Consider the following 26,581-nt stretch of genomic DNA (forward strand, 5'->3'; position numbering starts at 1 on the left):
ATCATGCTAGTCTATCCCTAAAAATGGTCGTAAAAAGGAATAGATTCATGTAGGTTCGAGTAGTGCAGCTACTACTGGTCACCTCCTCCTGCATAAAAAATAACCCTGCCTTCGACTACCGAAAGTGGGTTAGATCATAAAATGCACCCGCAATCTTTCGGTAACTGGCTGGCGTAGATTCATGCGTGGCAACATGATCCGTAGCCCCTATAGCTTTGCGTCACTGATTTTCATCAGGTTTGCCTTTATCGAGATTCAACAGATGTGCTATGAACTTGACGTTGAATCTGATTATCTATATTATACATCGATAATTGTCTAGTTGGGTATCATTCATAGTTCTTATTTTTTGTATAGAAATATTTTCCTATTTTATATATTTCCAGAAATTTTATAGGTATATATAACTAAAAATGCTTTTTTATAGGCAATTCAGCTGAACACCTACTTTGCCAACATAACCTCTATTATTCTCTTCTGACCCCAAGGGGCGATAGCAATTTCAACCATCATATCACCCTGATGATTTTCATAAGTCTCACCACTATTATCTTCAACATAATATCGACCGATTCCATAGTCTATCTGAAAACCATCGTTTGCTTCAAATTCGTAACGTCCGGTCATTATCACTTCGTTCTCTTTTGCATTTTGTTTTTGTAGTGATGCTCTTTGTACCTCAAATATTCCATTGTCATTTGGAACTAAATAAACATAAACCTTATCCCCTCGTTCCAACTCTCCTTCACTCAATTGACCCTTTGGAATTGTATTTACTTCATAGTTTAATATGACATAGTCGCCATAAAACACATCACTTGGATCAACAGGTGCTGTTTGAAGTGTTACAGTTTCACCGAAATCTTCCATTACATAATAGGAAACTGCCATTGCTACTAAGTAAAACGCTTGTGCGGCCACGACCACGATAAATAACCATTTCTTCATAACCGATCACCTCTTTCCTCTGCACGACAGAAAGCTCTTCGTCTCCGTTCAAGCAAGTAACCAAGCGTAAATAGCAGCACTCCTCCAATAAAGAAGAACAACGATTTATCAAGAAAGTCCCATGCTAATTGGAAATAAGCTACAAGGGTACTCACTAAAAACGCAATTGTTCCAATGTTGATCATCTCAGCGTCCCCATCTTTATATCCTGTTAGTAACCTACCTAGTGAAAAAATATATAACATAATTAATACCAGAGCACTCTTTAAATCTGGCAATAAAAAGACAGGCACAAATAGGGCTAAATCTACCAATTCTACTGAAGAATGGGTGGTGATTTTACGATAAATAACCCATCCACCAATTACAATTAATACCAGAAGAAAGCTAACCTCTAGCTGAATATCTTGTAACACCCATCCGGATTGTAGGGTGAAAACTTGTATGATCCCAATAAGAAACGCTAAAGCTAAGGCAATACGCTTAAAAGCTTGCACAGGAAAGTCCTTCGATACAATTTCTGAAAGGCTGTATAACAATAACAAGAATGCAAATAGCCAGTAATACGATAAATCTGAAGTTAGCACGAGCACAAGGCTTTGCAAAAAAAATCCTATTCCATAAAGGGTGGAAATCCATTCCCGTTGATGTTTATAGGTAAAATAGCCTAATCCAATAAGAAAAAGCAATCCTAGACCGAGATGAAAATCGTGATACGTAAATCCTCCATAGATTTGACCAACCGTAATAATACCAAATGCCAATACTAGCATGACGGCTTCCTGACTTAAGATAAAGACCGCAATGACTGCAAGAGACCATATAAAGAACGCCGTGGCACTATAGGCCATATAATGATACATCTGACCGGTAAGAATAATTCCAGCTCCAAACGTAAGAACACCTACAACTAAAAACGTTGCTCCAATCCCTCTTGAGTGCTTTCGGTAAATGCGTTCTCCTACACCGTAAAATCCAATCATAGCCACCAAAATAATAACCATTTTTATAGCATTTGTAAGATCGGACCAATTCGAAGCTATGAAGGTTAGAAAACCCAATCCAACAAATAATCCTCCAAAGGCCATTAACAAGAAACGATGATCATGCTTAGGGTATCTGGATAAAATAGCTGTATATTGTTCAGAAGAAATAATTCCTTCTTTTACCCATTTCTTCGCTTCTTTTTGAATCTGATCATGTTTCATTGGATACTTCCTCCTTTATATTCGGAGTGCGGCGTAATGGTTGCTTTTTCATATACGTAATGGTTCTCCACAACCATTCAAATGGACCAAATCGAAAGAACTTTAACCATAATTTACTGGCGATAACCTGCAAGAAATAAACCCCTATTACAATCACGACACTCATAATCGGTGGCACTGAACCATATAACCCTAAACCGACAGAATAGAATAGAAAGAAACAGATGACGGACTGTAGTAGGTAATTGCTTAATGATAAACGTCCTACAAACGTGAAAGGAGCAAATAGCTTCCCTCCAATTCCATGTTGGTACATAAGTGCGACGGATGTAATGTAAAAGACGGCACTCGCTGAACCTCCAATACTATCTTGGACACTATATTGGATCCACTCTGGATTGCCAAACAAATATGGCCCCATTTTAAAAACGATAAAAAAAACCAAGGTAATACCCCACCATTTTTGCAAGGTTGGCTTATGTTCTGTAGTGTCGTGTAGCAATCTTTTTTCACAAAAATACATACCTAGTAAAAACATCGGCAATAAACTCAACGTGAGAAAAACCCATTGAAATCCTAAGCTATTCGAATAAAGCCAATCATGTTGTATTTGCCCGAAAACCTCCATCCAAGTACCAGAGCTGTACGCCTCTTGAGCTTGTTGAATGTTCTGTCGGTCTATACCAGACAACATATTTCGAACAGGATAATAGAGAGCAACTGAGGTAATCGCATAGAAGAATAAAAGTCCAAATGACCAACTAACCATAGTCTTTGTCTCTCGTCCAAAAAACAAAAATAGCAATAACCCAATCATCCCATACGTAAATAAAATATCCCCGTGCCAAATAAAGAGGCCATGAATGAGTCCAAAACCAATTAGAACAACTAACCTCCTGGCAAGAATGAGCTGGTACCGATCTCCGAACCCTTTATCCAAGAGACGTTGCTTCATCATATACATGCCGAATCCAAACAAGAAGGAAAATAGCGTATAAAAACTTGCTTGGAAAAATATATCAATGAATGCTTGAACGATGTGACTCATTTGACTGTCCCAAAAGACGCTTTCCCCACCATACATAAAATAAGGCGCATTAAATGCTGGCACATTCACCATAAAAATCCCAAATATCGCCAATCCCCTGGCAGCATCAATCCATGGCAAACGCTCGGAAGCGTGAAGTGGTTTTCCGTGATTCATTTCTCTTCTCCCCTTTTTTGACATATAACTTAGTGTAATTTTACCCTTTTCGTTACAATAAGGTCAACGTAATTTGAAAAATATTCCCTAACTATCACCATTTTTCAACCCTTTCATAGACTAATAACGAAGGAGGTATGCCTATGCCCGCTCAGGTCGGAGCCGTAAAAGTTGTCAGCATATCAAGCTCCAGTATATTTAATATTGGTGATGTGTACGCCATGGCACCAGAAAGTTCCGCAAAGACCTTTGCAGGAGGTGGATCCTTTAACACTGGTGATGGCATATCTATTAACTTATCTAATTCAACTACCTATGTGAATGACGAAGATACCATTGATCAATCTACAATTAATTCTGATGATATATAAAGGAGGTCCTTTATGAACTATACGATTTACCAAAACATTTCGATTCATTTTTTAAAGGTCGGTTCCATTAGTAATTCTTCTGTTTTGCAGATAGGAAGCGCAGGTGTTATTCAATCACAATCGAGTTTATACAACACAGGTGGGTATGAAAAGCCTGCTGAAGAGGCAGAAGCTGTTGAATCACCACCTCAAGCACCTTTTGTACCATTATAGGTCTCTGTTTCACACTTTATATCTCCTCTTCATACACTAAAATAGGTCAATGCCTAGAAAGGAGAGGTCTCGATGGGCTATTACGATTCCTGGAACCAGTACGTAGAGAAGCTTAATCGAATGGTTGAAAAGCAAAATGAGAAGATGAAAATGCTTGAAAAACGGATCGACAAATTAGAAACAGACATGGAATCCAAAAAGCAGAAACCATCGACCAATATTGAAAAAATAGAGTACAAATTCGATCAACTTAAAATTGAAACACTAGAAGGCACACTGAATATTGGCTTCACTCCTGGAAGTGGTATGGGGGTGGAGGACCTTTCGATTCCACAAGAACCGTTTCCACCAAAACTGAATACGGGTCAAGCGATTAAAGAAAATATTGTAAATGAACTAGGAAACTATCTGACGAAGGAAGGCCCATCCCAACTTCAATCTATCGCTAGAGAATATGGTCAAGATCTCGATCAAACATATCAGCAGTTTATTTTACAAGACGTCCAAAAACAGCTCGGAGATCGAGTGTCTTATTACATGGATCAGTCAACCTCTTCGAATGGTGTGGTTGAAGATGAACAAAAAGTCCAGATTGTTGACCAAATCAAGCAAGAAATTAACCAATCCCTTCATCACTTCTTGCAAAAGCAGGCGAATAAAGGAGATGGAAACTCATGAATTTCGAAGTACACAATTGCGGGTTGAACGTTGGCAACGTGCGTATTACCGCCGTGTCTTCATCATCCGTTTTTTTAATAGGTGATAACGAACATTTTGCACTAACGTCCGTTTTTGATACACCTCCAGAGTCACTTATTGTTACACCTTTTGTGCCACTAGCGCGTGACAAACAGATAGGAACATCGTAATATGGATAAACGAACTTCTAGAGTCCAACAAGTAAAAGTCATTTCGTTACTCAATAGTTCGATTTTTGAAATCGGAGACGCCACAGAAGCCAATTTAGCTGCCCGCGTACTAGCTGTACAGAAAGAGGGAGCGACATTTACAGATAAAGATTTTCCCTATAGTGATTTTCCTATTTTCAAAGTAAAACTACCTAGATTTGATGAAAGACTTGTAATCAATCAGACACACACTCCATGCTGCCCCTATATTGATGTGAACAGTGTTGATATCCTCGGTATCGCCTCTTCTAGTCTATTTCAAATTGGCAACATAGATACAATTGAGGGCGAAGCAAGAATTAAACACTTTCGTATTCTGCAGGAAGAGAACCATACAGATATGGAACGATGAACATAACCACGCATAGGCTAGAAAGGAGACACTTCCGAATAGGTAGGTGAAATGGATGCCATCCATTGTAGGTCCAATTAAAATTAACAGCGTCGGCGGTGGTGTCATCAACTTTGGAGATTCCTTCTATATTTCTCCTAAAACATCATCCAAGTCGGTATATGGATCAGGTAGCGGAAACACAGGTGACTTTATAAACACAAACAACGGATTTAGTACCTCCAACCCAATAGATCCAGACGCAATCGACCAACCAACCGTAGCGACGTAAGATTTAATTAAAATCCCGTAGTGTACGGGATTTTTTTTGCTAAATTATAGAAGAGTTCATTATACCGATAATAGGTATCGCATATTGGTAGGCGATATGGATAGATTGAATAGCGATATGTCCTGTGCGCCGCCTTTTATTCGCGGTTCCACCTCGGATATGTTCGGTTTTTCCCCTTTCATACGTATATCGCATGCCGATACACTCGCCCCTCTTCATGCGTATATCGCACACCGATATGCTCGTATCGCCCTTTATATGCTCATCTCATAAAACTCTGATACACCCGTATTGCCTCGCAACATGAGACCCTAATCCACACAATAAAAGCACCATTTCAACTGAAATGATGCTCCCTTGGATTATCGATTCTTTTCGGTTCGATTTCTTTATTGTAATTTTTTTGCCGGGTGCCTGCTTTCGAACCCACTTCAAATATTCTTCCATACTGGGGTGTTCTTGTAGACGTAAAAGTGTGTGATAGAATCCAGCTAGCTCCTCAATGGTGAAAATCGCATGGATATATTTATGGCATGGGATACAAAGTCGGGCAACGGGCCCATCCATCAGTACCTCCATATTGTTTGGGAATCAAATGGTGTTCTGTCGTATCCACAGGAGTTCTACCACATAATTCACACGTTCTCGTCCATCACACACCTCATTCTACTTTAGTCAGTAGTGGTCCGTTAAAGAAATACAAGTATTTATCGGTAACTGGCTTTTTCCAAATACGTTCCAATGCTTCCGCATAAAGAGAGATTTGGGTTCTGTACCGATCTTGTAGTTTCTCGATAAGTTTATCATTAATGTGCTGGTTAATTTGATCAGTTTTGTAGTCGATAATCATCCAACCGGCCTCCGTCGGAATCATACAATCAATCACACCTTGAATGAACACTTTTTCGTTCGTTTCTTCTATCCAATCTGCGTACACTTCATGTGCTGGAAGTGCTAGCGTGAATGGCACTTCACGATGAATCTCGTCTGCTTCGATTAATCTTGAACCGAGTTCGCTTTGATATAAAGCTTCAATTGCATGGTAATCAATAGCATCCCCTTCATCTCGTGTTAGTAATTCCATCTCTACATATTTCTCCACATAGTCCTCGATTTCAGGAACAGTAAGAACTCGTTCAAACGGAATATGTTGCAACACGGTATGCATGGCACTACCTTTCTCTGCTGCTGATAACTCTTGGTTTTTCTGCATAAATCGTGGACGTTGGACGATTGGTTTCTTGGCTGAGGCTTTTATTAACGTATCCGCACTATATTCATCCTTGGCTTCGCGTTGACGCTTTAATTCTGTTACGGACTGCTTGGCCCGGTGGTGGATTGCTTTTTGATGCGGGTACTGAAAATTCAACCTGCGCTCTACTTCATCATTTAATTGTGATTCATCGTTGAATGGCTTCCATTCCTTCACAGCTCTTTCAAGTGCCTCATGGTTCTGCTCCTCGACTGTTGCAGGGTTCACGAACTCATTCGCATGATGAAGGGAGATTCGCCAATGGGATTCATCGTTGAAAATATCCTCAGGAATACGGTTAATGGACGCTTCACCGCGAAGCACTTCATTTTGCTCATGTCGAATTAACGCTGGTGCCACCCAATCCAGATACGATTTCGTTTCAAGTCTGTATTGAGACGGAAGTACCCAAGTTGGATGATCAATCCATTCTTGCCATTTTTGCATTTTCTTGTCTAACGAAGATACATTACCGACCATTACGAGCTTTTCTTTCGCTCGTGTTAAGGCAACGTAGAGCACACGCATCTCTTCAGCTAGTAACTCTCGTTGTTTTTCTTTTTTTAGTGCATGGTAGGCAAGCGTTGGATACATAATTCGTTTTTCTGGATCAATGTATTTACTTGCAAAACCAATATCTTTATGAAGCAAGTACTTGGCCATTAGGTCGCGCTGATTAAATTGCTTATCCATCCCGCCAAGGAGTACAGCTGGGAATTCCAGTCCTTTACTTTTGTGAATGGTCATAATCCGAACAACGTCCTCTTGTTCTCCTAACGCACGGGCCGCCCCCAGGTCTTCTCCACGCTCTTCAATTCGTTCAATAAAGCGAAGGAACCGGAACAATCCACGGAACGATGTAGACTCATACACACGCGCTCGATCATATAAGGCACGAAGATTAGCCTGACGTTGTCTTCCACCAGGAATACCACCTACGAAATCGTAGTAGCCTGTCTCCCGGTAAATTTGCCAAATCAATTCAGATAGTGATCCTTGTCGAGCACGAACACGCCAAACATCTAACCGCATCAAGAAGTGTTCGACATTTTGTACGAGTTCTTGGTTCTCTCCTACCCTACGATATTGTTTCAATGCGTCAAAATAAGCTGCATTTTTTTTCGTTAATCGTATGTTTGTCAAATCGTCCTCATTCAATCCAACAATAGGTGAACGTAGTACAGAAGCTAGAGGGATATCCTGGCGAGGGTTATCAACCACCTTTAGGAGACTAAGCATGATTTGAATCTCAATAGCTTCGAAATAGCCGGTAGATAATTCAGCATAAACAGGAATTCCTTGCTGCTTTAACTCCTCCACTATCGTGGGAGCCCATGTCATAGAACGTTGCAAGATGACAATATCTCGGTATTGTATGCTCCGCTTAGCCCCTGTTGCTTTATCCACAACCTGCAATGGCTCACCGTCACCATGTCCTAGCCATTCTTTAATCTTCTTCGCATAGGCTCTTGCTTCCAGTTGCGCTTTTTCTAAATCATGTACATCTTCATTGGATGATCCTTCCCCTTCATCGGAAGCTTCGCGATCAATAACCATTAGTTCCGCTTCGGAATCATCGGAGGTGATTTCATCATAAATCGTATTGCTATAAATGAGTTCTGCATCTCTGTCATACGTCATTTCGCCAACATCTTCATCAAGAATTTGTCGGAAAATATAGTTTGTTCCTGCCAAGACTTCTTTCCTACTACGGAAATTTCTTGCCAAATCTACCCGTTCAGCAGGGTGCTCATCTTGAGCAAATTGCTTGTATTTTGAAATGAATAACGATGGTTCCGCATGACGGAAGCGATAAATGCTTTGCTTCACATCCCCCACCATAAACACATTTCCGGCTTGTTCACCTTGAGAAATCATTCTAAGAATGGTTTCTTGTACCATATTGGTATCCTGATACTCATCAATCAATAATTCAGTGAACTGACTTTGATAGCTCTGAGCAACTTCAGATGGAACAATGTTTTCAGGCGTCGAAGATTCATCCATTAATACTTGCAGGCAATAGTGCTCTAGGTCAGCAAAGTCCACAAGTGCCTGTTCCTTTTTCTTTTGCTGAAAGCGTTGATGAAAGTCCTTCACAAGTGTCATCAGTTGCTCTACAACAGGTGCTAATGACTCCATATCTTGTAGATAAGCAGGAAGAGAACGGGAGAACCATTCTTGCGCTAAGGATTGCCAACGTTTTTTGTAACGATCCCGAAGAGTTTTGACGCGCTCTTTCTTTTCCTCATCACATTCAACTTTTTTGCCCGATAGCTTTTTAAAACTACCCGCCTGTTGCATATACGTCTGTAAATCCTGCCATGATAAATCAATGAGCCCCAACGCTTGTTGCATGCGTTCCCTGTCATCATCAATCGCATCAGCATAATGGTAAGGTCCATCACTTTCTCGCGTCAGATTCAGGGCTTGCTCTGAATCAGCAAGCATGGCATGCAATTGATTTTTAACCTCCCGCTTTAAGATAGTTAGCCATTCGAGTTTTTCCTCTGGCGTCTCAGGACTAACCTTGTACATCTCGATAACTTGGTTCATCCATTGCTCTGGCCATGGATTTTGCATTGCAAATTGGTATAGGCTCATCATAAGGTGCTCTACTTCAACATCACTACGGTCACTTGAGAATCTGTCTACCACTTCAAAAAATCGTTCTCGTTCCTCACCTTCAGCCCCATACCACTCTTCAAACAAATCCTCCATAATCTCCTGACGCATCAAATCCGCTTCGATTTCATCTGCAATCCGAAATTGAGGATCTAAATCTAATAAATAAGCGTAGCGGCGCACTACATCCATACAAAATGAGTGAAGTGTAGAAATGGAGGCTCGTTGTAGTAACGAAAGCTGTTTCTTCAAATGAGTCGAATCTGGATTTTGTTCCAGCGCCTGTTCGAGAGCTTCACCAACACGATTACGCATCTCTTGTGCTGCTGCATTGGTGAAGGTTACGACAAGTAGGGAATCAATATCTGTCGGTTCATCACGACTGAGCAATTTTTGAATAATCCGTTCTACAAGTACAGCCGTTTTACCTGACCCTGCCGCTGCCGCTACGAGCATATCCTTCCCACTTGTATAAATAGCTCTTTCCTGTTCTGGTGTCCAAGTAGGCATTACGATTCCTCCCCTCTTTTTGTAATTTTGTCTAAAATTTCTTCATCCTTCATTCCTTTTAATGATCGGTAGCTATTTTCTTTTAGGGAAGGATCAAACTGACAAACAGAACGGAATTCACAATAATCACAAGCAGCTTGCTGGTCTTTTTGGAATGGATTAAGATCGACCTTCCCATTTGTAATGTCTTCTCCTGCTTGCATCATCAAATCCCGAATATATCCTTGAAGTTGTTGGAATGACGCTTCCTCCGCTGTTTTAGAACTTTTCAAGAAATCTCCATTTTTCTTTAATCCTGCTGGCACAATATGACTTGTACCTGAATCTAAGCTTGTATCCATCATTTTAACAATCTCTTCATCTTCTAATAAAAGGCCTTGCATCTTAAACTTTTTGAACAACTCTTTTTCAATATCTACATCATCGAGTAACGTATTATCCGATAGCATCGGGTTATGAACATGAAAATAAAGCACTCCTGCAGGTGAAGCTTGAGCCCCAAGCCATTGCTGTGCATGCGTTAACACTACATCTAAATACGCTAACATCTGCAGTGCCAGCCCATAATACACTTCAACAAGATCGAGCCCTTTAGAACTGGATTTATAGTCGATGATCCGTAGCAACATCCCTTCATCCCCTTGAGCTCGATCCACACGGTCAATACGTCCTCTAAGAAGTAGCTCAAAGCCATTTTTCAAATCAAGCTTCATTGGTGGAATTATTTCATTAGGACCAAAACCTAGCTCAAGTCCAACAGGAGAGAACTGACTGCGCTTCGCCTGTTCACTCAGCATATAAGCAGCTCGAGCGACTACGTCCTGTAATTTGCGTTGAATATATTGATAGCGATTTGAGCTATACAAAATTTGGTGCTGCAAAATTGGAGATAGCTGATGAACAGCCCGCTCAGCGTACTGATTCGTATCTTGTTGAGATATTGTGTTCCAATCGCGCCCCTCCGCTTGAATCCATTCTGTAATTTGCTTTAAAGCCTCATGGAACAGTGTACCTATATCAGGTGCATCCAGTTTATAAACAGAACGCTCTTGAAGTCCAAGACCGTATTTAGCGAAGTGCTGATAGGAGCAACGATAATACGTTTCCAGCCTTGAAACACTAGCTTTGACTTGCTTCGGGTACAACTCTTCTGTTGTGTTCTTCCCGAGATTTGCTGGTGTATTTTCATAAAATAAACTCATCAACACACGTCTCGTATCCAGATGGTTCTTATCACGTACAATGAACCAGTCCAGTACATCCCACCACACATCCTTCATTGGATATCCCCGTAAATAACGAGAGAGCTGGGCGGTTAAGACAGAGCGTGTTTTTTCTGGAGTGGTAATAAATCGTTCAGCATCCTGATGATCATCATCTTCCTGGAGAAGCATTTTTTCCTCCGCACGGGGAAATAACTCCTGAATTCGCTTGACCATGGAAGATGGTGTCTTCGACTTCCCTTCCTCATTACTTAGCGGATAACTGACCCATAAGTAATCAGACGGAGCTGTAAAAGCCAAGTACACGTAAAAATGATCGTCCAATAGCTGACGTTTGCTACTATCTGCAAGCTGCATGCCATGCTCTGATAATAACTCTCGTTCCTGCTCAGAAATCATCCCTTCAGCAGGTGGCTTCATTGGCCATAAACCTTCATTCACACCTAGTAGAAAGGCACATTTAATGCCTGAAATACGCGAACGATCGACACTACCTACAATGACATGATCCATATTTGGCGGTACATGGGCAAAATCAAGTGATTCAAAACCTGTATCGAGCGTAGTACGGAAAACAGATAAGGAAAGCTTGTCATCGCCAATCATTTCTACCATTTCTTCAAACAACTGAACAACTGCGTCCCAAACTTGCTCTTGCTCTCGACCTTTTTCAATTAGTCCTTGATCATCATAATCGTCGCGCCAAGCATCTAGCTTTTCAGGGACTCCAAGGTTTTCAAGCCACTCAAACAACACCTGGCACCGTTCTTTTACCGTTTTGGCTTCTCGAAGTGATTCGTCAAAAGGCAGTAAGGCTGCTGTCACCTGGTGTCGTAATCTATTTAAGCGTTCTTCCTTTCGTTTTTCTTCATCTGTTTGCGATGCTTGATTGAATCCTTTAAACCGTTGATAACGCCATCTAGAATCGCCAATCCATTTGTTTTTCGTTCGTACCCCATACTCCAAACAATAATTTTCTAGTTCATCAATGGCTTCCTGCGTTAAAGGATGTTCTGAATCAGATGATGGAATGAAATCCGTTCTTAACAAGCGGAATATTGCATCGTAGCGCCAATTCCCTTCCATAACATCCATCGCTGAACGCAAAAATTCAATCAACGGATGGTTCATCATCGTACGTTTTTCATCAATAAATACAGGGATGTTGTAGTCCTCAAAAACAGTCGCAATAATATCGTGATAGACTTCTGGTTCACGAATCAGCATCGCCATATCTTGATAACGATAGCCACTATCACGTACGAGTTCAATAATCTCTTGCGCAACTCCCTCCACCTCAGCACGTGGGTGAACAGCTTGGGCAACCGAAATTGGTGTCTTGTCTTGATAGGCAGGTGCTGGCCTTGTATTAAAATAATGTTCTAGGTGTTCAAAAGCATGTCTCTGTTGAAAACGACCTACTTCTCCATATAGGTGCTTGATTTCCGTAATCGGAACAGACACTTCATTAGCAACCTCTTGAACCTCTTGAAAGGTATGAGCCGTTTGATAGAATAAATCAAGCTCTGGAATTTCACCATACCGAGGTTCATCGAGTGTTAATGTTATCGACACACGCGCTGCTTTTTTCATTAGTGCTTGCAGTACAACTAATTCTTGTGGAGTAAAGCTGTGAAATCCATCTAAATAGATTTCAGCACCTTCCAAAAAGTCAGCTTCCTCAATTTTGTTCGCTAAAAGCTGTAGTTGATCTTCACTATCAATATATTGTTCTCTTAGGGCATATAGTAACTCTTCATATATGTAAGATAGATCCTCTAACTTGTGCTTAAGCGCTTCTTCTCCAGGGTAATGGTGAACATATTGATCCATCACATTCATTTGTTCCTGAAGTGTTTGTGGAGTCACACGATATCGCTTAAATTCCGTAATCATCGTTTCCAATTGCTCGATGAAACCTTGCTTTTCAATCGCTTTTTGGAATACGTTCCAATCGGATTTTCGTTGCTCCGTAATTTTACGTAGCATCATCTGGACACCTGTAGAGCTAATAAATTTCTTCGTTCCTCCACCAGTTTCCTGAAGCACACGCCATGCCAGTCGAGAAAAACTAAACACTTGAGCACGAATACTTCCTTCTATTCCATCTTGCTTCAATAAAGCATACTCCTGCTGGAAGGTCATTTGCTCTGGTACCATATAAATAATGGGCGGCCCTTCTGGCGAGGCTTGAAGCAGGTCTTTAATTTCCGTTAAGCAACGCGTGCTTTTCCCAGAACCTGCTCGTCCTAATAAAAATCGTATACTCACGCTTTCCTCCCCCTTTACGAACTATTTATGTATTATTTGCATACAGTAACCACTACGTATTTCTGAAGGAGTGGTCTCATGCACAGGCAAACGTGGATGGCTTTAGCCCTTGTGATAACAGGGATTTTCATTGCTAGTAACCTATATACGATGCTTCCGCTTCAACCTCAGCTAGCAGAGCATTTTGGCATTTCGATTACGACCGCATCTTTAGCCAGCACGTTTTTTATTTTCCCTTATGCTGTAGGATTGTTCTTTTTTGGAATACTAGCTGATCAGATTCCCCATAAACGATTATTAATCTTTGGGATGATCAGTTTGGTTGTCATTTCCATGCTGATTGGATTCGCACCAAATTTTTGGATCTTCCTTGCCATGAGAGCTATCCAGGGCGTAATGGCTGCAAGCTTTGCCCCCACTGCCTTCGCTTACACATTTGAACATTTTCAAGGACAGCAGCAAGCTTTCATCATCGCCATGATTAATACCGGCTTCTTATTTGCAGGTATATTCGGTCAAATCTTATCAGTTGCCCTTACCGATGTTGGTGATTCGTATAAGACTGTTTTTTTTGGTTTTTCTCTTATTTATTTCCTATGCTTTCTAGCCATGAGCATAACTCTATACACATCAACCATGAAGAAGAAAAAGATTGTATTTTCCCTGTCTCCTATTTTATCATTTTTTCAATGCAGACCCTTACAGAAACTTTATGCAATTTCCTTTTTCTTACTAATGGCAGTCATGTTGTTTTATGGAAGTTTTGAACTATTTATGTACGAAGCAAGCATGAATCTTCCATTTTCACTTCAAACATTCCGGTTTATTGGATTAATAGGAATCATTCCAGCTTTCTTTGCTGGCACGCTACAGAAACAGCTAGGACCAAGAGTTGTCTTGAGCGTGTTTCTCATGCTTATGGCACTTGGTATTACTATTCCATTGTTCACGATAAGCATATGGACGTTGCTTATGGCATCTATATTTCTAATTGCATCGACAGCATTGACTATCCCAATGGTCATTCTACTTATTGGCCAATTCGCTTCCCATGCTAGAGCAAGTGCTGTCTCGATTTATTCTTTTACTCTTCTAACAGGAGCAAGCATCGGGAGCATTGTAGCAGCCTGGGTTCCCTTTACTATCGTTCTCGCTGGAGTGGCATTATTGTTTGCCTCCCTTTCCTTACTAAGCTTAACCATCCAGAAACCTTCGATATTTATTGAATCGCAACAACAACAGAAAATGAAACAGATTGGCGGGCAGCTTCGAAATAAGTGATATTCCTTCTGTTCAGATTCCATCAAAAGAACAAAAGCGCAAGCGCCCGGTTAGCGACGTACAAACTGCTGCCCACAGGACGTGGGTTGGTTCGATGTTGCTGCATGACGCAGCGTTTTTAATCGAACTCCCTATGAATCGTTTTGAGATAAAGGAAACACGTAAGGAGGTGCAGGAAGTTTGCTAGTCGCTGGGCGCTGGAGCTGGACGTGGCCTCTATAACTTACTTAGTTATGCACAAGCCAACATTTTTATAATTGTACGCTAGACAATAAAAAAATCCTTCCACACATAAAGGTGGTAAGGATCTCTATAGGCGTTAAAAAGTTAAAGCAAGTTGAGAAATAGGCCAATATCGAACATCAACTTTTCCGACAATGGTCTCAATCGGTACAAAACCAAAATAACGACTATCTAGCGATTCTCTTCGATTATCTCCTAGTACAAATACGTGCCCTTCTGGAACCTCATTCCTATCTGTCGTATCTTCTAGAGTAAAGGACTCTGTCAGAGGTTTTCCATCATTTTTTCGATAAGGATCTAGGTACTTCTCCTCCACTTTCTCACCGTTCAAATAGAGCATATCACCTTTATATTCAATACGATCGCCGGGTAATCCAATTACACGCTTCACATAGTCCTCTTCTTTGTTGGCATGAAAGACAATCACATCTTCGTGGTGAACATCCGCCCAGTCATAGACTACTTTATTAACCATTAGTAAGTTTCCATCAAATAAAGTAGGTTCCATCGATTTTCCGTCAACGATGTAGCTTGCAAATAAAAACGTTCTAAATGCCATGGCAAGTACAATCGCAAACAAAATCGTCCTTACCCACTTCCATATGTTCTTCATATTCATGGATTTACTCCTCCAGGTGTATTCTATAAACATCTTACCCGGATTATTTTGTATTTAATCGTTTGCACTTGCTTTTTCCTGTTCTTTATCTTGCTCTTTCTCCTGGGCTTTTCTCTGTAATCGACGTTCTAAATATTTCCCAATCAGCCAAAATACTGCTATGCAGATTCCTACGACTATTGTTTTCATAGGATGCTTGGCAAACTCTGTTATACTATGGCCAACATAGGCAATGGTAAATATCATCACGGCTTTACCTAATAAGACCGCCAACGCAAACTGTTGAAAGCTCACCTTAGATAATGCCCCTACTACGTTAATAATAGCGGAGGGAGAAAACGGAAAGCACATTAGTAAAAACAATGGACCAAAGCCGTGCTTTTCTAACCATTGCATAACCCGCTGTACTTGTTTATGTTTCCGAACAAACTGAAAGAAACGCTGTTGACCAAGGCGCCGAATCACTCTAAACACAATCAATGCTCCTAAGGATGCTCCAATCCACGAATAAAGAAACCCTTTTAATAAGCCATACGCAATCGAATTTCCTAGTACAAAAATAAACAAAGGTAAAAAAGGAAAAATAGCTTCAAATAGTGGTAATAATATCCCTGGCAAAGGGCCTAGCTGCTCATATTGATTCAACAGCTGCATGATGAAATCATCAAATGTATCGTCCTCAATCATCTTTTGTAACGATTCGAAGTCTAAGTTCTGGATTTTTTTCATATGTATTCTCCTATTTCATTTTCCACACGTCTTCTTCCCTTTGATATACAGTATTACTCTTTTATTCTAATTCAAAACCTTCTCCTGTGCCTAGAACTATACTTATTTCACCTAAACCTAAAGGTGCTTTCAAATCTAGTTAGAGATGCGATGGATAAAAAATGTATCGATTTTCATAATATTGGTGTTTGTTTTTACATATATATAGGGTATAATAGAACGTGTGTTCGATTATACAGGAGGGAAGAGAATGCGTTATCTCAACGAAGAGGACCGAGAACTCGCATCACGATATCTATTTTTATCGATGGCTCTAATTGTGATCGCTCAGGACATTCGTACAATCGAAAAAGGTACCTTTAAAATCAAAGAACCCTACTTAGAGCTCCTTAGAAAAATGGAGCACAAGGGGAAAGCGGAACGAAAATACTTAAAAGAAGTTATGAAGAATAAAAAACTAGACGTGATCTATTTAAATAAAAACGAATCCTTTTCATCGTATTTATTTACGTGTAATGGGTACGAAGAGAAACGAAATTATTTCAATCCAGCAATCCGGAAAAATGTCGAAACAATTATTTATGAGTTGATGAGGAAAGGTATGCAGGCAAATTATCATTTGGCTTCAGCTGAGTAATAAATGGGGACATTTTGGATGGCTAAGTTCACATTAGGCGAACACTTCCCATAGATTCACTAGTGCATTCCCCTATTTTTGTGAGAAACAGTCACTTTAAATTCCAAACGCATATCCTTTATAGGTGAACTCACTTGTAAAGCCTAGAAGCTCTGCAACAGACCTAGATGGATGATTTTTCCACGCAGTCCCAATAAGGCGTAACTTTTCTTCACATACGAATGTGCCACCTTTTGTCCTAATTTTTTGCCTTGATGATGCTTGTCTGTTTTTATATCAACAACATGAAGATTACTTGCGATAAATCCAGTGAAACAAACACTCACTATGGCTTGACCATAAACAACACAATATCCAATCCCCTTTCTTAAAAAGGAATCAGCATCTGACCAAAACTCTAATAGCTTTTTATGTAAAAACTCAATATTTTGCATTATATCGGAGTCATAAAGTTCTTTTGTAATTTGCTTTATCTCATATCCCGGCTCTAAACAAGGTTCTTTCTCTTTTGCGTAATCCTCTTTGTAAAGCTTGAAAACATTTTTTCTCCAACTCTCAAGTTCTCGATCAGCAAAAACATGTTCTATCGTCTCATTCCAGTGACTATGATTCCCCATTACCTCAAATGAATCTAGCTTTAATTGTCTCGCCTTTGGAAAAATAATCTCCTCTATAAAGTCATTAATTTCCTAAACTAGTTCGTCTAATGTACAATACGTTTTTTCACAAGTGACAGTCCCTTTCGAAGCAGTAATGATTATTGCTGGTGACAGATGAAAATGCTCTAATTCAAGAGATGAGAGTTCAGCTTATGACCTCTTTTCGATGACGAGAAACTCATCCCCTCCCCATCTAGCTACAATTCCACTTTTATCTACTCTGGTTCTCAGCTACCTCACAAATTGCTCTATCACCCACTTCATGTCCATAATGATCGTTAATTTGTTTAAATTGATTAATATCAACTAACGTCACCTTTATTCTATCGGTAGTTTCCAAACTATTAAAAAATCGATCATATTTCTTGTAAACCCATCTTCTGTTAAACGCTTTTGTTAAATAACCTCGTTTTGATAGAAACTTCACTCGATCAAACTGCTTCCCTATCCACCACCCATTAATACCTCGACAATTGAAACAGCAAGACTAAACCAAAATCTAGGTTCATCTAGTTAAGAGAACCGTTTATTATATACGTGTACGCATTCCAATATATCTAGGAAAAGTACGATGGCCATACTGATTATTCTCCCTTTATATCCCAAACCAGTGTCCTCCTGGTGTTTGTGCGTCATATTTGAATACTAATTCCCACAGACCATAGAACCAAAACCATTCGATGCGTGAGTCTAAATATCTATTTTTATGTATTTTTCGATATCAAAAGGTTGCAAGGATAGAGATTCAGGCCCTTCGTCTATATCATCTTAAGTTAGAAATATAAAAAAAGGGATGATATATGTCGAAAAATAAGATATCTTGTCGATATACACTATATAAATTCATACAACTGTAAAGACAACAAAGGTTAAAATCTGGGTTATTCAGGAGAGAAAGGGGGAGTTAACATGAAAATAAGTAAACTGAATAGTCAACGATTAGGTGAGATTCTGCTGGGTACTCCGTTAAAATCACATCAAGCGAACCATAATAAGATTCAATCCACTATGGAGGCTTCCATTACCTCTTCTGAAGAACATTTAGAAGGAAAATTCGTACATGACGTATTCACCAAAAACACGCAAGACATTATCGACGAATGGTATGATGGAGACGAAAGAGCTGCAAAACTTTTAGAGATGATTCAAGAGGATCGTCCTTCAAACCAATAAAAGTAGCGTGTGGGCATCACATGCTACTTCCCTTCTTAACTATAAGAACATTGCAGAGCCCGCTATAATAGAACCGACTAATACGATAGCTAACTATAATTTTCTTCATATTCCCCATCCTTTAACCCACTTTTCTACCGCAGATCTATTGGAACTCTTTGCCAACAACCTCATCGTAACATTTTTTTCATTACGATAATATTGCTTAAACAAGTACAATAGATATGTCTGGTTCTCAAATAATCGTAACCTCGTTAATAGCGTGTAAACTGACTTCGACCTTATCTTTACTTTCTTGATTCACCACATATAATGTCTTCTTTTCATGGATGATCGAAAGAATTTTGACTTTTGCATATCTATAGTCAAATCCGTTATGATAGCTAATTCCAACCGTTAAATCATCCTTTAATGCAAGTTGTAGCTTAAAGTCAATTTCTGCAGCTTGCTGCTCATCTAGATCCCCTTTTTCTACCCGTTCATCTTCTCTCCACATCTCTTTCAGCTTTTCTACATGTTCTGGAAGCATCATTGAGGTCCATTTAATAGTTCCTCTATCATTTATACGTTCTCTCGTCATAGATATCCCTCCACTTTCAAAACGAACATTTGTTCTTATTATATCGATTCTGACAGTTCAAATCAATAAGGAATAGGTAGGAAGTATCTAATTTCGAATTTGAATAAAGTAACTTAAACCTTGTTCTTCAAGAAAAGACTTTAACAAAGTGTTGATAATGTTGAACCATATTATTATATAATTCTTTTATTTTCACTTTACGCTTTAAAGCGTTAATGTTATGATAATTCTGAACACTTTATCTATTAGAATTTCCCCTTAAAGAGCTGATTGGAGTATTATCCAATCAGTTTTTTCTTTCTTGATGAACCAACTACACACATTATGGTATCAAGATGCTAGCTCCTTATGACGAAGTAGTTTAAAACTAATATGGAAATGATGTTTTAATGAAAAAGGTACAATAGGAAATAAAGATAGCCTCATCCTCATAAGAGAGGAGGCTATCATTTGGGTAAGTTCGATATTTTTTCGTTTTATTATGAATCATTAAGATTTATTAGTATTTTTCCTATATTTCCTCTATCAGCCATCAGTTGAAATCCTTTATTAACTTCCTCTAAACTTAATTTTTCACTAATTTTCACGTCTAATTCTTCAGTTGATAATAATGTCATTACAGTTTCGGCACTCTCCCTAAGTGATTCTGGATAATCATGCTGTCTCTCACCAGGGCTATAACCTATAACCGATCTAGATGTCGAATGAAGATTTGTCGATAAAATCTGCCCCGGTTTACCAGAAGCATGGCCGTAGGTTATCAACTTCCCATAAGAAGAAAGACATTTCATACTTTTTTCCAGAACTTCACCCCCAACAGAATCAAAAACAATATCTACTCCTCTTCTTTCCGTCAAATCCATTATTTTTTCTGGAAGTCTTCTTTTCTATATAGTATAGCTTGATGGGCCCCTATATTTTTTATCAATTTATCTTTCTCTTCATTTCCAACCGTTCCGTAGATTGTTGCTTTTTGTTTTTGGAGCAATTGTAGTAACGTTAAGCCAACACCTCCAGCAGCTGCATGAACTAATACTTTATCTGACTCCTTTACCACAGCTACCTTGTGTACTAATTCATATGCTGTAATTCCTATACTTAAAATGGCTACGGTATAGTCAAAAGAAACATTTTTAGGTACGTTATAAACAAGATTACAATCAACACTTACATAATCCGCTAATGCTCCTCCATTTGGAAACCCAACAACTCGATCCCCTTTTGAGAATCGTTCTACGCTCTCTCCTACCTCCACAATGGTTCCGGCACAATCAAAACCAGGAATAAAATATTCCCCTCCTAGAGAATGATAGTAACCTCTAATCGCGGAAACATCTGCAAAATTTAAACTAACAGATCCTACATTAATCAATACTTCGTTTTTCGTTAGCTTTGGACGTTGCGCATTCCTTACGCTTACATAACGTTCATTTTCTTACTATAATCACTAATAGCAGCTCTCATACTTCTCCTCTACTACATATTGTTCCAGTATCCAATGATTATCATGTTCTGTTTTAGATATTACAAAAAGGGCTTTATACTATAGCATTGCGTTGATTGCACTACTAAAACGACCTTTCTGCATAATAAGAAGTCAGCATCACGTGCTGACTTCTTTTCTTTCTTCATCAACTTGCCTCTGTAGCAGATAGAATACATTGTAAGCTAATCCAGACTTAATTCACATCTCGTGGAGTGAGTCTAAGAGATTTATCCCTAAATACAAATACCCCTAATACGATTGTAAACATCCCCGATAAGAAAATGGTAAGTGATGGGCCTATGAATTCCCCTAATAATCCACCTAAGAATGTGCCAACCGGAAAACCAATACCTGCAATCATACCTAATACCCCTAACACTCTACCGCGTATTTTGTCAGGAACTAGCTGCTGCTCCAAAGTTGGCTCGACAATATTATAAGGAGCATATACTACTCCTCCGAAGAACATAATGATATAAATGATAGTTTCGTTGGTAAACTGACTCATAATCACAGGAGCTATTCCCCATAGGCTAATTACAACTCCGAGTGAATATGAATAGTAAACATCCATTTTCAAACGCACCCAAATAAACGAGCCTATCAATGCGCCAACCGCAAATACTGTCCAAATCAGCCCCAACGTGCTTGGACCACCATTTACATTTTTACCTACAAAGACCGGTAGAACCGGCTCCAGTGGTGCATAGGTAACATTAAATACTAAGGTTACACTCGCAATTACAATTAGTATTCTATGTTTTTTTAAAAAGGCAAATCCCTCTTTTGTATCTTCTTTTATTTTTGCGATCTTTTCTTTCCATGAGAGAGTATAATCTTGTTGAGTCATATCTTGATGGAATATCTCATTGGGGATAAGAAAGTATAGGAAGGATGCCAGCAAAAATAACACTACGGTAATGATCAATGTAATGGGGGCACCAAGAAAACCGGACAAAAACCCTCCTATCGCAGGTCCTATTAAATAACCTGATTGACCCGTAATAGCTAACATTGCATTCGCACTTTCTAATTCTTCTTTCGCCACAAAAGCTGGCAATATAGTAGTACTTCCTATATCAGTAAAAGCAGATAAAAAACCATTAAGAAAAATTATGATAACGATTGATGAAAACATCAATAGATCTCCCCAATATAAAAGGGGAATAAGCAAAAGAAACATACCTCTTAATCCATTCTCTACAACCATTAACGTTCTTCTATTAAATTGATCCAGTACAACTCCCGCAAAAACGCTAGATATCAGTGGTGATATCGTTGCTGCTGTAATTACAAACCCAATCGCAGAAGCTGAATTAGTCAGTTGATATACAAACCACGCAATTGCAATCCACGAAATCTTTTTAGCTAGTTCTAGCACTAACCTAGCTATAAGAAAAAAGGTGATGTTTCTCTTAGCTAATACATGCAGCATATGAAAAGAACTCCTCAAAAACTGGTAAATCATTATGATTCCATTTATTTCACACTTTCATATAATTCTACTTTCCTGTCAATTAGTTAACGAATCTCAATTGACATACAGAAAATAAAAACAGCATGCGACCTGCACATGCTGTTCATTGTCAATATTGTAGACCCCTAAAAAGATTACACAAATGGTTCTGCACCTTGATCTCAGAACCGAGAATATATTCATGAAAATTAGTCTTTTTTGATTTATTTATTTCGAACTAATTCACGGTTTTCAAAATAACCGGCAGTTTTCGTAAAAATAAACGTAATGAATACCGAATATAAAACTGCCATATAGAATCCAGCTCCTACACCTATACCTACACCACCTACAAATAGAATCATAGCCGCAGAAGTAAGTCCTTTAACTCTTAGTCCATCCTTTAATATCACTCCCGCACCAAGGAAACCTAATCCAGATACTATTTGAGCAGCAAGTCTCATAGGGTCCATTACTTTCCCGCTAAATGGTTCACTAAATGAAGATGCACTATTTATCGAAATAATTGTAATCAAAGTACATGCAGTAGACACATAAGTATAAGTCTTCATACCTGCTGGTTTATGTTTTGAGGTTCTATCCATTCCTATCATAAAACCTAGCAAAGCACTCAATGTAATCTTAAAATACATTTCATACTCTATAAAGAAAGACGTAATAGTTTCCATAGTATCAACTCCCTTCTCATTATACTAAAATTACTTTTATTAGATTACAATAATCTTCCTATGTAAAAATATATATGCAAGAAGAAGAGGAAATAATGTAAAAAAAGATGTCTTTTAATGCCTAGGAGATAAAGTAGGGAAAATAGAGAGAATAAATATCAAGCTTTAAAACGCTAGTACGTGCCAAAGATGTAATGAAATTCAATCCGGATCATCAAGGTAATAATATGTTTCATTAAATATGTTAATAGTTTCTTCATTAATTTTTATAGTTTTATTATCTATCCACTTAAAATCTAAGTTTTAAAGGAATATATATTAAACAAATATATATTTGAAATTAAAAGTATAATAATAGTTATTAGAATATTTTTTAGTGTCATTAAACCTCCACCTTCACATAACAAAACAAGAACTCTACAAACTCTCTAGATATAAAGAATTCTCCTTTACTCATCATCTTTTTCTTTTACATATTGATTAGCATTATAAGTTATTTCTCGTAAAGATTTAAGCATATTATCCACTTGTTTACTTTTTTCCTTGGAATAATATTTTTCAAAATTATACAAAACATTATCAGTTGTAGCTTCAAAGACTGTTTATCCGAATATTAAGTTTAAATCATAGGCGTCATGTAGGCCTTCAAAATAATCAATACTCCTCTTTTGTTCCAACGCATCAGCTATATTCACAAAATACCTCCCTCTTTTATATAGCGTGTTTACCCAAGTTGTACTTATAGTATCTATATTAGGCTGAGAGGATTTTTCTTCTACTGCTCCTCCCCAATTACACCCACTTAATACTAGATCTAAAATCACAATTAAATTCAAATAAATTACACACTCACATTAGTTGGACTGTAGAAGATTATTAGAAGTATATTTTAGAATCCCTCTTTTATTAACAAATTTTTCAATAACACATCAAAAATTGTAGAATTCTGTCGATATATGCTAGCATAGGCAAATTTTACGAAAGTAAAAGACGCAAAGCCACGGACCTAAAGTTTTATGTACCACGGTAGCCGGGTTGCACATCGAATCCCATTTCCTAATTTGCCTTAATATTTAGCGAAAAGGGGGATGTCTTCATGCATAGCGTAATGCTAGTTGATGACTCCAAATTCATGCGGTCATGGCTGAAAAGCCTACTTCATGACTCAAATTACTATGTTGTAGCAGAAGCAAGTGATGGTTGTACTGCTACTACACTCTATAAGGAACACAGACCGGAAGTAGTTATTTTAGATATCACATTGCCATGGCTTGGAGGTATCGATTGTCTTAGAAACATTTTAGATGATGATCCTAATGCCAATGTGATGATGTGTTCATCAGTAGGTCATAAATTCCATGTAACGGAGTCTCTCAGAATAGGAGCTAAGGACTTTATAATGAAACCGAACTTTAGTCATTTAATTGAGTCCTTAGATAAAATAACTTCAGAAAAGAACTTCATCGTTAAGTGAAATCTATATTCAATAGACGATTGAACTACATAGAAAGTCAAATGTCCTATATATGATTTATATTCAATGTAGGGACTTGCGACAAATTTCCTGTTTTCTTCCTATAACTTGAAATTTTCTGAATATTAACCATATAATGTAAACACATCCAAATTAAGGAGGTGTTTTCTACATGGAAAAACTAAAAAAGTTTGGTTTAGTAGGTGTTGTAGCGCTAGGTTTAATCGCTGGAACATCATATGCAGGTGCTAATCAATCCGAACAGGCATATGATGCATGTGAGTCTTGGTATTACACAGATTGTTAATAAAATACTTAGTTTAGCTCCCCCCCTAATAGGGGAGCTCTTTTAACTCTAATTAATAAGCTCAAGCTGTAATTCTTTGAGTTCTTATATAAAATACCTTCTGTAAGGAAAATTCATTGTTAATCACCCTCCCTAACAAGATAACCATTGTCATATAATTCAAATAATGTATAATGAAAAATCAGGAAATTTGGGTTTCGCTGTTTCTACCCCTAATTCAGTGATTATTAATTTGAAACTCTTCAAGATAAAATTTCCTGGAACTTAAGAGCTAAGTTCCCCTCACTAAATGTTTTGAGCGCATGTGTTATTTGCACATTGCGCTATTTTTTTGCTTTAATTTCTTAGCCCTCTATTTATTTATTACTATCCATAAATTCAATCATTTCTTCAATTGATGTACATGCGTGTTTTTAATTACACCTAATCACTATTTAGTTGCATCTATATCAAAGTTTCGAAATTGCTATTTTGGGGTAAATAATTGAAATGGCTAAATTAAGGAGTTTCTTATGAATGAAATCTTGTTAAATGATGATGAACAAGAGATAATAACAAGAGACTTAAACAGATTAAACGAATTACGAAACACTATCTCCCATACAGACTCAAATTATTTGACAGTACTAGACTCCGAAATAGATTTAATTCACACAGCTTTAACCAATAAACCGACTTAATTATTAATTTTTGAATTTCTATTATTTCGTATATATTATTGTTCTATCATTCCAACTAAACTTCAAAGCACATGGCCTTAAGAGCTATGTGCTTTTTTCTTTTTTATAATTTAAGAACATCTAAGCTGTTGCCTTGATATATCTCTATTTAACTTCACCCCCTTGAAATTCCAATGTATAATTTCTATCTAACTAAGAATCCAATGACATTTTCCATGAAAGGCGTTCAGTCTATATACTGAGCGCCTTTCTCTATTTAATAAACACAAGCTATTTTATTGAAGAACCTTTTCAAAGGAATGATTTTTGGTAACACTAATAATAAAATCATGGAGTTGTTGTTATTATGGATCAACAAACATACTTAGAAAAAAACCTAGAATTTTATGAAAAACTCACTAACATGGCAAAATCAAAAATACCGTTCTGGTATGAAAACGTATTATTCACACCTCATTGGTGGGCAGGATTAGCATTATCAACTGCACCATGGATAGTTTGGTTCTTACTAAGCAAAAAAGAAAGTAGAGATAGACTTTTGTATTCAGGATTTTTAGTTATATTACTTTCATCCTTCCTTGATTTTCTTGGTGTGAAGTTTGGGCTATGGGTGTATCATTATGGGCTATTTCCTTGGATACCTGCATATGCACCTTGGGACTGCTCGCTAATACCAGTGATAATTATGGGGTTGATTGAATATAAACCCCATGTTTCACCACTATTAAAGGGCTTGATATATGCTTTCTTGACTTCATTTATAGGTGAGTCTATATCTAAGTATTTTCACCTTTATGAAGAACTACAATGGAGTTCCTTTTATTCATTTCCAATATTCTTTTTGATCTATTTGATTGCTCATTGGGCAAGCCTTAGAACCAACTATTCACATTATAGACATTAGAATAGTATTAAATATATTACCATTATGCCGGATAATTAAATCACTCTCTTTTCATACTCTCATTCACAGCTTCCACATTATCCGGCGTGGCAAAAAGGCTCACCTTCAATAAGAATCAAGTCCATATCTTCATGACCCATCTGCATTAAGTGTTCAATGATTTTCTCTGCGCTCATTGGGGAATCTCCCTCCATCCATGCCGTTTACGACTTTTAATTCATATTTGTATAGAGGCTCATACCGATGAACGGCATGAAACCCCTCTTTCCGAAACAACAGGTCCATACTCGCTGCCGTTTCCGTTTTGC

The 26,581-nt window shown here is 38.1% G+C and carries 26 protein-coding genes and 2 riboswitches; of the genes, 12 read left to right on the top strand and 14 right to left on the bottom strand.

Going from position 1 to position 26,581, the window contains the following annotated elements; all coding sequences use genetic code 11:
* Positions 1-156: 156 nt before the first annotated feature.
* Positions 157-254: riboswitch (cyclic di-GMP riboswitch) on the bottom strand.
* Between the two features lie 190 nt (positions 255-444).
* The 3 genes from GLW08_RS05880 to GLW08_RS05890 are packed head-to-tail and all read right to left on the bottom strand — an operon-like array spanning position 445 to position 3,360.
* A complete protein-coding gene (locus GLW08_RS05880; protein ID WP_160847597.1) occupies positions 445-948 on the bottom strand; it encodes a GDYXXLXY domain-containing protein in 504 nt (167 codons plus the stop codon).
* Positions 945-2,156: a DUF2157 domain-containing protein gene (locus GLW08_RS05885; protein WP_160847598.1), complete on the bottom strand. Its 1,212-nt coding sequence runs from the start codon at positions 2,154-2,156 to the stop codon at positions 945-947. Before GLW08_RS05885 ends, GLW08_RS05880 begins: the two co-directional genes overlap by 4 nt.
* Positions 2,146-3,360, bottom strand: coding sequence for a DUF418 domain-containing protein (locus tag GLW08_RS05890; protein WP_160847599.1), 1,215 nt, complete (start codon positions 3,358-3,360; stop codon positions 2,146-2,148). The genes GLW08_RS05885 and GLW08_RS05890 overlap by 11 nt, the downstream gene beginning before the upstream one ends.
* Positions 3,361-3,503: 143 nt before the next feature.
* Here GLW08_RS05890 and GLW08_RS05895 point away from each other — a divergent pair, with 143 nt between their 5' ends.
* The 6 genes from GLW08_RS05895 (at position 3,504) to GLW08_RS05915 (ending at position 5,475) form a co-directional block, all read left to right on the top strand.
* Positions 3,504-3,731, top strand: coding sequence for a spore germination protein (locus GLW08_RS05895; RefSeq protein ID WP_160847600.1), 228 nt, complete (start codon positions 3,504-3,506; stop codon positions 3,729-3,731).
* Positions 3,732-3,743: 12 nt separating this feature from the next.
* A complete protein-coding gene (locus GLW08_RS05900) occupies positions 3,744-3,944 on the top strand; it encodes a spore germination protein GerPB (RefSeq protein WP_160847601.1) in 201 nt (66 codons plus the stop codon).
* Positions 3,945-4,016: 72 nt separating this feature from the next.
* Positions 4,017-4,622, top strand: a complete 606-nt coding sequence (gene gerPC / locus GLW08_RS05905; RefSeq protein WP_160847602.1) for a spore germination protein GerPC — start codon at positions 4,017-4,019, stop codon at positions 4,620-4,622.
* A complete protein-coding gene (locus tag GLW08_RS21600; RefSeq protein WP_202406192.1) occupies positions 4,619-4,813 on the top strand; it encodes a spore gernimation protein GerPD in 195 nt (64 codons plus the stop codon). The genes gerPC and GLW08_RS21600 overlap by 4 nt, the downstream gene beginning before the upstream one ends.
* A gap of 1 nt (position 4,814) precedes the next feature.
* Positions 4,815-5,204 (top strand): spore germination protein GerPE, encoded by a 390-nt coding sequence (locus GLW08_RS05910; protein ID WP_160847603.1) that lies wholly within the window; start codon positions 4,815-4,817, stop codon positions 5,202-5,204.
* Positions 5,205-5,259: 55 nt separating this feature from the next.
* Positions 5,260-5,475 (top strand): spore germination protein, encoded by a 216-nt coding sequence (locus tag GLW08_RS05915; RefSeq protein WP_160847604.1) that lies wholly within the window; start codon positions 5,260-5,262, stop codon positions 5,473-5,475.
* A gap of 661 nt (positions 5,476-6,136) precedes the next feature.
* On the opposite strand, the gene addA is transcribed toward GLW08_RS05915, so the two are convergent.
* Positions 6,137-9,862, bottom strand: coding sequence for a helicase-exonuclease AddAB subunit AddA (addA, locus tag GLW08_RS05920; RefSeq protein WP_160847605.1), 3,726 nt, complete (start codon positions 9,860-9,862; stop codon positions 6,137-6,139).
* On the bottom strand, positions 9,862-13,356 hold the full coding sequence (gene addB, locus GLW08_RS05925) for a helicase-exonuclease AddAB subunit AddB (RefSeq protein WP_160847606.1): 3,495 nt from the start codon (positions 13,354-13,356) through the stop codon (positions 9,862-9,864). Before addB ends, addA begins: the two co-directional genes overlap by 1 nt.
* A gap of 78 nt (positions 13,357-13,434) precedes the next feature.
* Here addB and GLW08_RS05930 point away from each other — a divergent pair, with 78 nt between their 5' ends.
* A complete protein-coding gene (locus GLW08_RS05930) occupies positions 13,435-14,637 on the top strand; it encodes an MFS transporter (RefSeq protein WP_160847607.1) in 1,203 nt (400 codons plus the stop codon).
* Between the two features lie 319 nt (positions 14,638-14,956).
* On the opposite strand, the gene lepB is transcribed toward GLW08_RS05930, so the two are convergent.
* Both lepB and GLW08_RS05940 read right to left on the bottom strand, forming a co-directional pair.
* Complete coding sequence (lepB, locus tag GLW08_RS05935) at positions 14,957-15,499, bottom strand: signal peptidase I (protein WP_160847608.1); 543 nt, start codon at positions 15,497-15,499, stop codon at positions 14,957-14,959.
* 54 nt (positions 15,500-15,553) lie between these two features.
* The gene (locus tag GLW08_RS05940) at positions 15,554-16,228 is read right to left on the bottom strand and encodes a TVP38/TMEM64 family protein (protein ID WP_160847609.1); all 675 of its coding nucleotides are present in this window, start codon (positions 16,226-16,228) and stop codon (positions 15,554-15,556) included.
* A gap of 250 nt (positions 16,229-16,478) precedes the next feature.
* Between GLW08_RS05940 and GLW08_RS05945 the strand changes: the two genes are divergently transcribed.
* The gene (locus GLW08_RS05945) at positions 16,479-16,865 is read left to right on the top strand and encodes a hypothetical protein (protein ID WP_160847610.1); all 387 of its coding nucleotides are present in this window, start codon (positions 16,479-16,481) and stop codon (positions 16,863-16,865) included.
* A gap of 143 nt (positions 16,866-17,008) precedes the next feature.
* On the opposite strand, the gene GLW08_RS05950 is transcribed toward GLW08_RS05945, so the two are convergent.
* On the bottom strand, positions 17,009-17,551 hold the full coding sequence (locus tag GLW08_RS05950) for a GNAT family N-acetyltransferase (RefSeq protein ID WP_337193913.1): 543 nt from the start codon (positions 17,549-17,551) through the stop codon (positions 17,009-17,011).
* A 184-nt stretch (positions 17,552-17,735) separates the two neighbouring features.
* Complete coding sequence (locus tag GLW08_RS05955) at positions 17,736-17,951, bottom strand: diguanylate cyclase (RefSeq protein ID WP_160847611.1); 216 nt, start codon at positions 17,949-17,951, stop codon at positions 17,736-17,738.
* A 482-nt stretch (positions 17,952-18,433) separates the two neighbouring features.
* Between GLW08_RS05955 and GLW08_RS05960 the strand changes: the two genes are divergently transcribed.
* A complete protein-coding gene (locus GLW08_RS05960) occupies positions 18,434-18,697 on the top strand; it encodes a hypothetical protein (protein WP_160847612.1) in 264 nt (87 codons plus the stop codon).
* Positions 18,698-18,932: 235 nt separating this feature from the next.
* Here the strand turns inward: GLW08_RS05960 and GLW08_RS05965 are convergent, their stop codons facing one another.
* The 5 genes from GLW08_RS05965 to GLW08_RS05985 all read right to left on the bottom strand — a co-directional run bounded on the left by GLW08_RS05965 (position 18,933) and on the right by GLW08_RS05985 (position 22,908).
* Positions 18,933-19,277, bottom strand: a complete 345-nt coding sequence (locus tag GLW08_RS05965) for a YolD-like family protein (protein ID WP_160847613.1) — start codon at positions 19,275-19,277, stop codon at positions 18,933-18,935.
* Between the two features lie 479 nt (positions 19,278-19,756).
* The gene (locus GLW08_RS05970; protein WP_160847614.1) at positions 19,757-20,140 is read right to left on the bottom strand and encodes a zinc-binding dehydrogenase; all 384 of its coding nucleotides are present in this window, start codon (positions 20,138-20,140) and stop codon (positions 19,757-19,759) included.
* Entirely contained in the window at positions 20,140-20,649 is a 510-nt protein-coding gene (locus tag GLW08_RS05975; protein ID WP_160847615.1) for a quinone oxidoreductase family protein, read from the bottom strand. The genes GLW08_RS05970 and GLW08_RS05975 overlap by 1 nt, the downstream gene beginning before the upstream one ends.
* Positions 20,650-20,956: 307 nt before the next feature.
* Positions 20,957-22,198 carry an MFS transporter gene (locus GLW08_RS05980; protein WP_160847616.1) on the bottom strand — a complete coding sequence of 414 codons (1,242 nt, stop codon included), beginning with the start codon at positions 22,196-22,198 and terminating at the stop codon, positions 20,957-20,959.
* A gap of 245 nt (positions 22,199-22,443) precedes the next feature.
* Complete coding sequence (locus GLW08_RS05985) at positions 22,444-22,908, bottom strand: MgtC/SapB family protein (RefSeq protein ID WP_160847617.1); 465 nt, start codon at positions 22,906-22,908, stop codon at positions 22,444-22,446.
* Between the two features lie 957 nt (positions 22,909-23,865).
* Positions 23,866-23,951: riboswitch (cyclic di-GMP riboswitch) on the top strand.
* A gap of 53 nt (positions 23,952-24,004) precedes the next feature.
* On the opposite strand from GLW08_RS05985, the gene GLW08_RS05990 reads away from it, so the two are divergent.
* The 3 genes from GLW08_RS05990 to GLW08_RS05995 all read left to right on the top strand — a co-directional run bounded on the left by GLW08_RS05990 (position 24,005) and on the right by GLW08_RS05995 (position 26,273).
* Positions 24,005-24,382: a response regulator gene (locus GLW08_RS05990; protein WP_160847618.1), complete on the top strand. Its 378-nt coding sequence runs from the start codon at positions 24,005-24,007 to the stop codon at positions 24,380-24,382.
* A 172-nt stretch (positions 24,383-24,554) separates the two neighbouring features.
* Positions 24,555-24,689: a hypothetical protein gene (locus GLW08_RS22070; RefSeq protein ID WP_272917056.1), complete on the top strand. Its 135-nt coding sequence runs from the start codon at positions 24,555-24,557 to the stop codon at positions 24,687-24,689.
* A 1,026-nt stretch (positions 24,690-25,715) separates the two neighbouring features.
* Entirely contained in the window at positions 25,716-26,273 is a 558-nt protein-coding gene (locus GLW08_RS05995; protein ID WP_160847619.1) for a CBO0543 family protein, read from the top strand.
* Positions 26,274-26,581: the final 308 nt, after the last annotated feature.

Origin of the sequence: Pontibacillus yanchengensis, assembly GCF_009856295.1 — a bacterium.
Lineage (GTDB): Bacteria > Bacillota > Bacilli > Bacillales > BH030062 > Pontibacillus > Pontibacillus yanchengensis_A.

Coding starts and splice junctions, on each gene's coding strand:
- GLW08_RS05880 (WP_160847597.1), bottom strand. CDS start 948: ATGAAGAAATGGTTATTTATCGTGGTCGTGGCCGCACAAGCGTTTTAC.
- GLW08_RS05885 (WP_160847598.1), bottom strand. CDS start 2,156: ATGAAACATGATCAGATTCAAAAAGAAGCGAAGAAATGGGTAAAAGAA.
- GLW08_RS05890 (WP_160847599.1), bottom strand. CDS start 3,360: ATGAATCACGGAAAACCACTTCACGCTTCCGAGCGTTTGCCATGGATT.
- GLW08_RS05895 (WP_160847600.1), top strand. CDS start 3,504: ATGCCCGCTCAGGTCGGAGCCGTAAAAGTTGTCAGCATATCAAGCTCC.
- GLW08_RS05900 (WP_160847601.1), top strand. CDS start 3,744: ATGAACTATACGATTTACCAAAACATTTCGATTCATTTTTTAAAGGTC.
- gerPC (WP_160847602.1), top strand. CDS start 4,017: ATGGGCTATTACGATTCCTGGAACCAGTACGTAGAGAAGCTTAATCGA.
- GLW08_RS21600 (WP_202406192.1), top strand. CDS start 4,619: ATGAATTTCGAAGTACACAATTGCGGGTTGAACGTTGGCAACGTGCGT.
- GLW08_RS05910 (WP_160847603.1), top strand. CDS start 4,815: ATGGATAAACGAACTTCTAGAGTCCAACAAGTAAAAGTCATTTCGTTA.
- GLW08_RS05915 (WP_160847604.1), top strand. CDS start 5,260: ATGCCATCCATTGTAGGTCCAATTAAAATTAACAGCGTCGGCGGTGGT.
- addA (WP_160847605.1), bottom strand. CDS start 9,862: ATGCCTACTTGGACACCAGAACAGGAAAGAGCTATTTATACAAGTGGG.
- GLW08_RS05930 (WP_160847607.1), top strand. CDS start 13,435: ATGCACAGGCAAACGTGGATGGCTTTAGCCCTTGTGATAACAGGGATT.
- lepB (WP_160847608.1), bottom strand. CDS start 15,499: ATGAATATGAAGAACATATGGAAGTGGGTAAGGACGATTTTGTTTGCG.
- GLW08_RS05940 (WP_160847609.1), bottom strand. CDS start 16,228: ATGAAAAAAATCCAGAACTTAGACTTCGAATCGTTACAAAAGATGATT.
- GLW08_RS05945 (WP_160847610.1), top strand. CDS start 16,479: ATGCGTTATCTCAACGAAGAGGACCGAGAACTCGCATCACGATATCTA.
- GLW08_RS05960 (WP_160847612.1), top strand. CDS start 18,434: ATGAAAATAAGTAAACTGAATAGTCAACGATTAGGTGAGATTCTGCTG.
- GLW08_RS05965 (WP_160847613.1), bottom strand. CDS start 19,277: ATGACGAGAGAACGTATAAATGATAGAGGAACTATTAAATGGACCTCA.
- GLW08_RS05970 (WP_160847614.1), bottom strand. CDS start 20,140: ATGGATTTGACGGAAAGAAGAGGAGTAGATATTGTTTTTGATTCTGTT.
- GLW08_RS05980 (WP_160847616.1), bottom strand. CDS start 22,198: ATGCTGCATGTATTAGCTAAGAGAAACATCACCTTTTTTCTTATAGCT.
- GLW08_RS05985 (WP_160847617.1), bottom strand. CDS start 22,908: ATGGAAACTATTACGTCTTTCTTTATAGAGTATGAAATGTATTTTAAG.
- GLW08_RS05990 (WP_160847618.1), top strand. CDS start 24,005: ATGCATAGCGTAATGCTAGTTGATGACTCCAAATTCATGCGGTCATGG.
- GLW08_RS22070 (WP_272917056.1), top strand. CDS start 24,555: ATGGAAAAACTAAAAAAGTTTGGTTTAGTAGGTGTTGTAGCGCTAGGT.
- GLW08_RS05995 (WP_160847619.1), top strand. CDS start 25,716: ATGGATCAACAAACATACTTAGAAAAAAACCTAGAATTTTATGAAAAA.